The following is a 10,956-nucleotide window of genomic DNA, read 5'->3' on the forward strand; positions in this document are numbered from 1 at the left end:
TTATTTTATTGTTTATCCCGGATCAAATAAACCATTGGCAGGCCTAATTCATCTATGCCCGTAACGGCGGTGTTTTTTACAAATCCATAATTGGTAAAAAAATCTATGTCGGGGTTTTGGTCATACTCGCTTATCCATATTATTTGTTGTAAACTGCATACGGAAAGACATTTTTCAAACAGGCTTTTCTTTATCTCGATATCCTCAAACTTTTTCAATACGGCAAAGTCGGCTATCCGCATCACACTTTTACCATTCAACGTTTCGGGGCGGGTGCCCTTGGAGGTAAGACGTGCATACCCAGCCACCTCGCCATCTGCATACACTACCAGGAATTGGTTCGAGAGGCTGTTCATGTCTACATTTAGGGCACCTGTGCTGAACTTTTTCTGGATATATTCTTTCAACTGCACCGGTGCTACTTTACCGGTATATTTCTCCCTGGCAGTTGCGGCTGCTATAAACGATAAAGTTTGTTTACATTCATCTGTACCAATACAGAAACTGGTTACAATTGTATTTTCCATAACTTGACCAATTAATTTTTTCCGAACGCCCGGTTAACAATTTCCGTTTGCTCCGCGACGTGTTGCTTTGAGAAACCCGTCGCCGGACTGCTTGCTTCCGGTCGCGCAATGATTTGAAGATTTAAATTATAGTTGTGGAGCTTCCGGCACAGATATGGCCAGGCGCCCATATTCTCAGGTTCTTCCTGAACCCAGATAAATTCCGTTGCTGCGGTATATTTCTCTTTAATATGTTTGAGTTCATCAAATGGTGTGGGGTACAACTGTTCTATCCGCACAATGGCTACATCGCCGCGTTTATTTTCCTGCTGCCGTTGAAGCAGGTCGTAATAAATTTTACCGGAACAAAACAATACCTGCTTTACATCCCCGCTGTTCACGATTGCATCGTCGATCAGTTCGCGGAATTTGCCCTGCGTGAATTCAGTAATGGGCGATACACACAGCGGATGCCGTAATAAACTCTTTGGTGCGAATACTATCAGCGGCACGCGAAAATCGCGGTGTAACTGCCGGCGTAATACATGAAAGAAATTAGCCGGGGTGGTACAATTCACTAATTGAATATTATTATTGGCACACAAGGCCATAAAGCGTTCGATGCGGGCAGAGGTATGCTCAGGACCTGCTCCTTCATAGCCATGCGGCAGCAGCAGCACCAGGCCGTTACCCAATTGCCATTTTGCTTCGGCGCTCACTACATACTGATCTACTATTACCTGGCCTGTATTCAAAAAATCTCCATACTGGGCTTCCCATACTACCAGTGCATTGGGATTTGCCGATGCATATCCATATTCAAAACCCAGCACGCCATATTCCGACAACAGGGAATTATAGATCTCGAATTTTCCGCTGGCCCCTATATTGTTGAGCGGCACAAACTCTTCGCCTGAGTCTATGGCAGTTGCCGTTGCATGGCGGTGAGAAAAAGTGCCCCGCTTTACATCCTCGCCACTAACACGCACGGGGAACCCTTCTTTCAACAATGAACCATATGCAAGCAACTCTCCCATTGCCCAATCAAATATTTTTGTTTCCTGCACCATTTTCCGGCGGCCTTCAAACACTTTCTCTATTTTTTTCAGGAACGCCTTATCCGTTGGTAAAGTGGTGATCCCATTCCCAATTTCTTCAAGTATTTCGGCTGACACGGCTGTTTCCGGAATTGCATTCAGGCCGGTTTCATCTGCCTTTCGCAATCCCTCCCAGGCACTCCGGTACAAGGGTTTTGTTACAATATTTTCTATTTCTTTCGATTCATCCAAAAATGATTGCAAGGCATCCTTGAAAGCCACTTCAATTTCCTTTGGATATTCCTGATTGATGGTTCCTTCGGCTACCAGTTTCTGCGCATAGATCTCTTTGGGATTGGGGTGGCTATCGATCGATTTATATAACAATGGCTGTGTAAACCTCGGTTCATCTGATTCGTTATGTCCATACTTCCGGTAGCATAAAACATCAATAAAAACATCACCATGAAAAGTCTGCCGGTAATCGATAGCCAGCCCTATTACATACCCCAATGCTTCCGCATCGTCGCCATTAACATGAAAAACCGGTGCGGATACTATTTTTGCCAGGTCCGTACAATACGTACTGGAGCGTGCATCTTTATAATCTGTGGTAAAACCTACCTGATTATTGATCACCAGGTGAATAGTACCGCCCGTACGGTACCCTGCCAGTTTTTCCATTTGTAATACCTCATATACAACTCCCTGTCCTGCAATAGAAGAATCGCCATGTAAGATTACCGGTACAATCTGGTTATAGTCACCACTGTATTTGAAATCCACCTTCGAACGGGTGATACCTTCCACCACTGCATTTACGGCTTCCAGATGTGAAGGATTGGCGGATACGCTCAGGTGAACTGGCTGTCCGCTTACTGTTGTTACATCATTGGAATAACCTAAATGGTATTTTACATCACCGCTAAAACTGCCGTCATGGTCCTGGGTCTTTCCCTGGAACTCAGCAAAAACCTCCTTATAAGGTTTGCCCATGATGTTTGCCAGTACGTTTAAGCGGCCCCGGTGTCCCATACCAATAACAAATTCTTTAACGCCATTGCCGGCACCTTTTTCAATAAGCAGGTCCAGCGCCGGGATCACTATTTCTCCCCCTTCTAACGAAAAACGCTTTTGTCCGAGGAATTTAGTTTGGAGGAAACTTTCAAACACTACTGCCTGGGTTAATTTATGCAGGATCTGCTTTTTGTCATCCTGTGAGAAGCCAGGTTTGTTTCTTACACTTTCCATTTTATCCTGGAACCATTTGATACTTTCGGGGTCATTGGCATATTTATACTCCACCCCAATGGGTCCGCAATAAGTCTCTTCCAGCAACTGCCTAATGTCCCGTAATGTAGCGGCGCCCAGGCCAACTTCCGCGCCGGCTTTGAAGACTGTATCCAGATCAGCATCGCTTAATCCGAAAGATCCTAATTCTTTTCCCGGCAAATACTGCCGCCGTTTTCTGACCGGGTTTGTTTTTGCAAACAGGTGTCCTCTCGTTCGGTAACCGTCGATGAGGTTATATACATTTATTTCTTTGGTGAGTGTTGTAGTTGTTTCGGGCGATTCGATAGCACTGTCCTGGCTGGCGCCAAAATCAAATCCTTCAAAGAACTTCTGCCAGCCCATTTCTATCGAAGCAGGATCATGCTGATACGCTTCGTAGAGTGAGCTGATATAAGCTGCATTCCCGTTATTCAGGTATGTTAAGCGTTCCATGATTATTATATTTATTAATGGTAATACTTTTTAATAATTCCTGGTAATGATCAACCAGTGAAGACAGGGTAAAATTGCGGTTAAGTCCACTTGGGTTTGGCAATACCCAAACAATGGCATCACAAAATTTTTTCTCCTGTAGTCCCCACTCAATTGTTTTTAATCCTGAGAAAGCCTGCCAGGCAGGCTTACCCAGGAATGCTAAACGGGCGGGTTTATATTTCTCTATTTTTTGTTTGAATATTTCAACGGATGTGTCAAATTCGTTTTTTGATAATTCATCTGCCCGCACGGTTGCACGTGCCACCGCAGTGGTTAACCCATACCCATAAGTAAGTATAGTGGTATCATAGCGCGGTTCTATTTCATAGGGTGTAAAGCCTGACTGGTGCAGTACCCGCCAAAACCTGTTACTCCGGTTAGAAAAATGATGGCCTTCCATGGCGGACTTTAATCCCGGGTTGATTCCACAAAACACAACCTCCAGGTTTTTTGAAAGAATATCTGTTAACTGTGGGTTCATGTTAATTATGTGTTGAATACTTCCATGTTTTGGCAGCAGCTGGTACAAACAAAATCAGCACGGCCGTTACCAGCAACAGGAGGGCAAACGTCATAAATATGGCCCGGTTGGTTAACAACTGGCTTTGCTGGCCAAGATTCTGCCATAAAGCGCCAAGGGCAATACCCGATCCCTGTTGCGGCGAATATCCTTTTGAAACATACAGCGATTGATAAGTGTTCAAACGCGTCACTGTATTTTGATTATCTCCTGTAATGTTGCCCAAAAATCCTTCTCTGAAGTATTGATTATAGTATAACTGCAGGTTGTACAATCCTGCTATTGAATTAATAGTTGCAATAAACCGGGTACATGCAGCCAACACGATGCCACTGGTACCGCTAAACCCCGGTGCCGAGGTAAGAATATATATGATGACCGGCACAAACAGCAATCCCGATGCTGCACCCTGCAGAAACATGGGGAATAACAGGTTGGTAAAGGATAAGTCGGGGGTTAATATAAACCACATCCATATATTGAACAGGCCGAGGATCCCAAATCCGGTTACCAGAAAATACTGGATGGTCAGTTTTTTGCGAATTATCATCTGCGTAGCAAACACCGACAAACAAACCATGCCGGCAATATTGCACAACCCCAGCGTTATTACCTGAACCGGGCTCCATTTAAGGATACCAAATGCGTAGTTATAAACCAGGTTGATACTGTCTTTACCGCCATAATAAATGCCCAGTAAACAAAGCCCTGTTACAAAATGAATAGATTTGAAAACGCCGAGGTGGATCAACGGTCGTTTCAGGATGCTTTGTCTGTACAGGAACAGCAAAATGCCCACTGCGGTAATACCACCGCTTACACAAATACGCGGATCTTCAAACCAGTAGTATTTAGAACCATACACAAACGTATAGGCCAGTGCCAATAAACTACAAGCCATCAGAATAGACCCCGCCCAATCTACCTGGTACAGGGGAAACCGCCGGTGACCTGCATGTCGCCGCAGCATCAACAAAGCAATAACGAGCGTTAACAATTGTATGCCGATCAGGCAATAGTAAGTTCCCTTCCAGTCTGCATAATCAAGTACCAATCCTGCTATTAACCCTACCAGCACAATATTGCCCAGGATGGCCGGATAAAATACGGCTGAACCAATCAGCTGCGCCCGTGGTGTGGGCACGCGGGAAAAGATCAGGATCAACACCGATACGTTAATACTTCCTACCAGGATACCCTGCAGGAACCTGATAACAAATAACCAGGTTATATCTTGGCACCCGATACAGAGACAATTCAATAAAATAGCCAGCAGGATATTACAAATGAGGTACCCGCGCATTTCGAAATATCGCAGCAGGCGAAACTGCAAGGGTATAACGGCAATGATCCCTGAATAAGTGGATAGTAAGCAAAATGAAACATCTTCGGGTTGTGCGCCTAAATAAGCGGCAATATAATTACCGGTTAGGGCAAACAAGCCCAACTGCATGAGGGCAGAGAGCAGGATCAGCAATAACGCGATCCGGATGCCCCAGTCCCAATTGTTTATCCACGGTTTAAAATATGCAGGTTTCATGATCAAGCTCTTTTTTTAACAGCCACAATTACATTCATTCCGGGCAGTACGCTTTCTGCGTCCTTTCCTTCAAATTCAATTTTTACGGGTACCCGCTGAATGATCTTTACAAAATTGCCGGTAGAGTTATCGGGCGGCAACAACGAAAAACGTGCACCAGTGGAGCCTGCGATAGCCGTGATCTTTCCATTAAATACTCTGCCGGCTATCGCATCGATCCTGATCTCCACTGCCTGTCCTACGTACATCCCTTCAACTTGCGTTTCTTTATAATTTGCGGTGATCCATTTCTCGCCTTCATTTATAATACTCACCAGGGGTTGCCCGGGTTGAATTTGCTGTCCTTCCAGGATATTCTTGCGGCCCAACCGGCCGGCATAGGGCGCCCGGATAACGGTATACGACATATTCAGCCGGGCCAGTTCCAATGCTGCCTGTTTTCGTTTTATATCTGCCTGCAGCAATGCAAAATGCGTTTTCAGTTCTGCGATCCGCGCCACGTTTGTCTTTAAACCATTTTGGGCGGCGCTGTAATCACTTTCTGCCACATCGTACCGGGCCTTTACCTGTTCCAGTTCTGCTCCGGTTGCCGCTTCTTCGTTTACCAGGTTGGTATAGCGCCTGATGTCCTGTTGCTGTTGTACATACCTGGCCTGCGCGCCCTTTATCTGGTCCTCATTTACCCGGGTGCCTGTTTCCGCCGAATGTATATTGGCGGCCAGCACCGTTAGTTGTGCATTGGCATCTTCCATAGCTGCTTCGGCCACCTTTAACTGGGTACGGTATTCCCTGTCGTCCAGTATCACCAGCGTATCGCCCGGTTTTACCAGCTGGTGTTCATCAAAACAAACCTTTTGAATATAACCACCCGCTCTTGCGCTCACGGGGTTGATGTATGATTCCACCTGCGCATCATTTGTTTCTTCGTAATGCGCACTGTAACGCCAATATCGAATGAGAAAGATGGCACCCGCAACAATGACCAAGGCTGCTATTGCCGTTAAAACAATATTACCCGGGTGTATTTTATGTTTTACTTTTTCCATTTATCTGAATTGTTCCCTTATAAATTACCGCTGATGTAAAGGATGTTATAGTAAATGTTCAATGCGTTCGTTTGGGCCCTGATCATATTGAACCGCGACTCCTGGTACAAATTATCCGCATCCAGCAGGTCGGTCAACAACGAAAGCTGATTCAGGTATTTTGTATTTACGATCCTGTAGTTTACCTGCGCCTGTTCTACTGATCGCTCATTGACGGCAATCCTGGTAAGTGCCTCTGTGTATTTGATATAATAGGAGCTGGCCTCCGTACGCACATTGTCATTATTGGCCTGCTGTTGTACTTCCAACTCCCTTTCCCGGAGCTTTGCCGCCGCTACTTTACTTTTATTGTGATAGAGTGATGAAATGCTGTATTGCGCTTTCAACCCCACGAACCCAATGGCATAGGCCTGATTAACCGGCGGAAAGAACAGATAATTCGGGTAGTTCAATCCGTAAGCCGTATAAAAACCGATGCTCGGCTTATTACTACTTTCAACCCCTTTTACCCTGGCTTTTTGCAGTTCAATATTTTCCTTAATTTTTTGCACGCTATAAGCAGTAACACCTGCCGACTCGATGAATGGCAACAGGGAATCAATGGCTGGTTTTGGCATACCGGCCGAATCTACCGGTGCAATACGAACGGAATCAGGTATATTTAACAACACATCCAGTTTCCGGTTGGTAATGGTAAGATCATTTTCATTTTCCTGTAAGGAGAGTTGCACATTCGACAAAACCACCTCGGCACGCAACACATCACTTTTTGTAACCTTTTGGTTTTTGTACAGCGAGTTTATATTATTCAAACGGGTTTGCGCCCGGTTGAGCTGATCGAGAATCAGTTTTTGCAGATCGTTCAGTCGCACCAGCTCTAAATACTGATGCGCTGTTTGTAGCGCTATACTGCCCGACTGGTCCAGGGTATTCAACCTGGCCAGGTGAACACGGGATTGCTGCTCATCTTGTAAGGCCCGTTGTTTGCCGCCACTGTAAATATTAAAAAGCGCATCGATACCCAGGGCCGCCCCATTGGCTGATGGTTTTCTTGGCCCTGTTGTGGAGTGACTAAGCCCGTCTGTAAATAGTGTTAATTGAGAGAAACGCTGGTAAGAGCCATTGGCAGTAATGGCAGGTAATGCGGCGTTATAAGCATCTTTTCGATCTTCTTTTGCAGCGCTTTCTTCCAGTGTGGCCACCTGCACCAATTTGTTCTGGCTTTTTGCAAACCGGATCGCTTCTGCAAGCGTTAGTTGGTACTTGTTGCCATCAACAGTTTGCGCATGTGCGATCCCTGTCGTGAACAAAAAAATAATCAGCCCAAGAGCTATAATCGACAACCGGCGCTTACTGCCGATGTAAATGTTAGAACGCATATATCAAAGATTTCACGGACACAAAGTTCTAACTAATGTTGAATCAATGGTAGACCGGATCGCCTCAGTGTTCGTCGAAATGGCTTATGACAGCTTTTTCCGGTATTCAACCGGCGTCATCCCGGCATTTGCCCGAAAGAATTTACCAAAAACGGATTGGTCGGAGAAGTTCAGCATCCCGCTTACCTGGGACACCGTAAGTGTTTTATTCTGCAGTAAGACTTTTGCTTCCAGCATGACGGCTTCATCGATCCATTTTCCGGCCGACTTGCCGGTGTGTTTTTTAATGGCCGCAGAAAGCGACTTGGGAGCAAGATGTAATTGACTGGCATAAAAATCCAGTTTGTGGTGCTGCATATAATGCTGCCTGAGCAGTTGCCTGAATTTTGTAAACAACGGATGGGCTGTTGGTACAGCCGGTTCGTCACCTGCATGCAGGCGGTAATAGGCATCCACTTCATAGATCAATGCGAAGATGTAGCTGCGAATGATTTGTGTCTGATGAAAATCTGTAGTGGTTTGTGTTAGTTGAAACAGCTCAAATATTTTGGTGTATTTCGTCAAAAAGGGTTCCTGCAGGGGCAAAGTTGGGCGCTCAATATTTTCAAAAAAATCAAACCGCGTCAGGAATAAGGGGTCCACATGTTGTTCCAGCAAAAAGGTGTCTTTGAAAAAAACAACATCCATTTTCAACAGGTCGGTACGTTTTGTAAAAAACCTGATAACAGATGGGCCCAGAGTGATCATAGCCGGTGCATCGACATCCATCGATGACAGCCCTGCATTTAGTCTTACACCTCCCTCTTTTATAAAAACGATCGCATAACTTTCGGCGCGATAAGGTTCTGCGTAATAGGGATGTTTGCCAGCCTCCACAAAAAGATATTCCTTATTGGTATCAGGCACTGAGAACAGCCGGCTATGTGTTGAAAGTGTAAAGGTTTTTATCGCGCCCATGAGCGTAGGGTTTCATGAAGCAGTAAAGGTAAATAAAAAAGGACCGCTAGATAGCGATCCTTTTTTTGAGATTCCGACATCCGCTTACCGGCTTATCGGAGCTGTATGTCTGCTAATCAATGAAACTTCAATTAGTATCCATTCGTTCCGAACTCAGGTGCATTGTTGATCTGGTTCAGGAAGTTAAATGGAATAGGACGAACATAGTGTTTTGCAGGAATGAAATTCGCGGCAGCTCTTTTGTTGTAAGTCTGCAAGCGGGTCTCAAACGCTTTATTACGTTTCAACAACGCCCAGCGGGTGAATTCACCGCACAATTCACGGGCGTATTCATCAAATACATCGTTCATAGTGGCTGATGTTAACTCCATACCAGTACCCACGTTGAAGTCGGCCGGATTGCGAACAGCGCGTTTACGTAATACATTCAGGTAACCGGCAGTTGCTGCTCCGTCGCCAGTGGTGTGCATGGTAGCTTCTGCCGCTATCAAATACACTTCGGCCATACGCATGATCATAATATTGCCCAGCTTACGTTGAAAGTCGGCACCTAACCAGCCGCCATCGAAGTTATGATTGAACTTCTGCATGGCAGGGAATATGCCTGCAAAAGCGGGATTGGCTAAGCCATTGCCAGCTCTGTTCGTATAGTAAGTACTGCCTGTAGGATCTGAAGGATCGAACAGATCGTCGATATTAATGGTGGCATACGCGCGATCGGCCTTATCGGCGGCAGTGAGTTTGTCTTTGCTGAGATATACAAAGAACCGGTTTTCATCCTGGGCCAATGGATAGGGATGCACATTCGCATTGGCAGGCGTTGTTAAATTTCCCGCTGTCACTCCGGTTGTAGCACCTTTATTCCAGATCTGCGGAATGTATTGCCAGGTTGCGTCTTTGGAAGCATTTTTTGCATCCACATCTTCATAGGGATAGATCTTCTTGCCTATATTCCTGGGATCGATACCATATTTGTTACACATGTTCTGATCAATAGTAATAACGGCATCGATGTATTTTACGTTGGCAGGTGAAGGTACACCGCTTCCCAGGCTGGCAATAGCCTGAACACCTGAATAATTGGCAAAGGCTGTTTGAAAGGTATTTTCCCAGCGCTTATCATAGTTTGCATTGAAGCAATTGATCAGGTATTTGGTTGGTGCAACAAACGCCTGGTTCAAACGTCCATAGTAAGCATTGGAGGTGTTTGAGTTTACAGTCCTTTTTAAAAACCCATCCTTTGGATCGAATGCATCATCTATCTTGGGATAATAGTGCAGGTACAAATTGGGTTTTGAATTGGCGGTAGAAACAGAATAGGATGCGCTATAAGGGTTCAGTCCATATGCGGTGAATAATACTTCCAAGTTATTTCTGTTGTTGGCTGATGCAAACACCTTTGCAAAATCATCATACATAGCGGCGCCATAAGTGCCCATGTTGCTGATCAGGCTGTCGGCACATTCCTTTGCCCGAACCCAATAAGATTTTCCGCCTTCCTTCAGGTCTTCCCCTGCCCCCTGAGCATATACCCGGGCAAGCATTCCCAACGCCGCTTTTTTGGTCACGCGCTGTGGATTGTTTTCAAAAGGCGCCACTGGCAGGTTGTTAAACGCATCCCGCAGGTCGGAAATGATCTGTGCATAGATGTCAGGAACGCTGTTACGCGTAGGACTCAGATTTTTTGTAGGATCGTCAGTTAATACCAGTGGTAACTCACCAAACTGAACCACCAGCACTGAATAATAGTAAGCCCGCAGGAATTTTGCTTCTGCTACCAGTGTACTGATATCCGAAGCTTTACCATCTAAGAGGTTAGGCGCCAGCTGAATGGTCTTATTGCAATCCTTGATGGAACCCCAGGCATAATTCCAGACGTTGCCCACGAGGTTGAAACCGGTGGTCAGGTCCTGGTAACTTATGATCTCCTTATAGGTAATGCTGCTATTCGGGGATGTCCACATATCAGTGCCCACTTCTGAACATAGCCCATAGGGCATACTGATAATTGTTCCCCAGAGCCCGGTATAACAATTATTCTGATACGCTTTCCAGCCATCGTATTTACTGAGCTGGTCCTGTTCCGATAAAGAGATCGGGTTGTACTCATCCAGTTTACATGCGGTAACGGAAAGTGCTATGCTTAAACCGAAGAGGGATTTATATAGTAAACTTCTTGTGTTCTTAATTTTCATATAACGCTG

8 protein-coding genes are annotated in these 10,956 nt (G+C 45.3%); all 8 read right to left on the reverse strand.

Annotated features, from left to right (window positions below; translation table 11 throughout):
- Window positions 1-5 precede the first annotated feature (5 nt).
- Entirely contained in the window at window positions 6-527 is a 522-nt protein-coding gene (locus BMX95_RS15650) for a GNAT family N-acetyltransferase (RefSeq protein WP_081203375.1), read from the reverse strand.
- Between the two features lie 11 nt (window positions 528-538).
- Window positions 539-3,268, reverse strand: coding sequence for a 2-oxoglutarate dehydrogenase E1 component (locus tag BMX95_RS15655; RefSeq protein ID WP_081203376.1), 2,730 nt, complete (start codon window positions 3,266-3,268; stop codon window positions 539-541).
- A complete protein-coding gene (gene mug, locus BMX95_RS15660; RefSeq protein WP_081203377.1) occupies window positions 3,243-3,791 on the reverse strand; it encodes a G/U mismatch-specific DNA glycosylase in 549 nt (182 codons plus the stop codon). Before mug ends, BMX95_RS15655 begins: the two co-directional genes overlap by 26 nt.
- Window position 3,792: 1 nt before the next feature.
- The gene (locus BMX95_RS15665; protein WP_081203378.1) at window positions 3,793-5,370 is read right to left on the reverse strand and encodes an MFS transporter; all 1,578 of its coding nucleotides are present in this window, start codon (window positions 5,368-5,370) and stop codon (window positions 3,793-3,795) included.
- 2 nt (window positions 5,371-5,372) lie between these two features.
- A complete protein-coding gene (locus BMX95_RS15670; RefSeq protein ID WP_081203379.1) occupies window positions 5,373-6,416 on the reverse strand; it encodes an HlyD family secretion protein in 1,044 nt (347 codons plus the stop codon).
- 17 nt (window positions 6,417-6,433) lie between these two features.
- Window positions 6,434-7,795 carry a TolC family protein gene (locus BMX95_RS15675; protein ID WP_081203380.1) on the reverse strand — a complete coding sequence of 454 codons (1,362 nt, stop codon included), beginning with the start codon at window positions 7,793-7,795 and terminating at the stop codon, window positions 6,434-6,436.
- Window positions 7,796-7,879: 84 nt separating this feature from the next.
- Window positions 7,880-8,752 carry a helix-turn-helix domain-containing protein gene (locus BMX95_RS15680; protein ID WP_081203381.1) on the reverse strand — a complete coding sequence of 291 codons (873 nt, stop codon included), beginning with the start codon at window positions 8,750-8,752 and terminating at the stop codon, window positions 7,880-7,882.
- A gap of 131 nt (window positions 8,753-8,883) precedes the next feature.
- Window positions 8,884-10,947, reverse strand: coding sequence for a RagB/SusD family nutrient uptake outer membrane protein (locus BMX95_RS15685; RefSeq protein ID WP_081203382.1), 2,064 nt, complete (start codon window positions 10,945-10,947; stop codon window positions 8,884-8,886).
- Between the last annotated feature and the right edge of the window lie 9 nt (window positions 10,948-10,956).

Origin of the sequence: Niastella yeongjuensis (assembly GCF_900110245.1) — a bacterium.
Lineage (GTDB): Bacteria > Bacteroidota > Bacteroidia > Chitinophagales > Chitinophagaceae > Niastella > Niastella yeongjuensis.

Excerpts from the sequence above, each read along its gene's own strand:
- BMX95_RS15655 (WP_081203376.1), bottom strand. The coding sequence starts at position 3,268 with ATGGAACGCTTAACATACCTGAATAACGGGAATGCAGCTTATATCAGC.
- BMX95_RS15670 (WP_081203379.1), bottom strand. The coding sequence starts at position 6,416 with ATGGAAAAAGTAAAACATAAAATACACCCGGGTAATATTGTTTTAACG.
- mug (WP_081203377.1), bottom strand. The coding sequence starts at position 3,791 with ATGAACCCACAGTTAACAGATATTCTTTCAAAAAACCTGGAGGTTGTG.
- BMX95_RS15650 (WP_081203375.1), bottom strand. The coding sequence starts at position 527 with ATGGAAAATACAATTGTAACCAGTTTCTGTATTGGTACAGATGAATGT.
- BMX95_RS15675 (WP_081203380.1), bottom strand. The coding sequence starts at position 7,795 with ATGCGTTCTAACATTTACATCGGCAGTAAGCGCCGGTTGTCGATTATA.
- BMX95_RS15685 (WP_081203382.1), bottom strand. The coding sequence starts at position 10,947 with ATGAAAATTAAGAACACAAGAAGTTTACTATATAAATCCCTCTTCGGT.
- BMX95_RS15680 (WP_081203381.1), bottom strand. The coding sequence starts at position 8,752 with ATGGGCGCGATAAAAACCTTTACACTTTCAACACATAGCCGGCTGTTC.
- BMX95_RS15665 (WP_081203378.1), bottom strand. The coding sequence starts at position 5,370 with ATGAAACCTGCATATTTTAAACCGTGGATAAACAATTGGGACTGGGGC.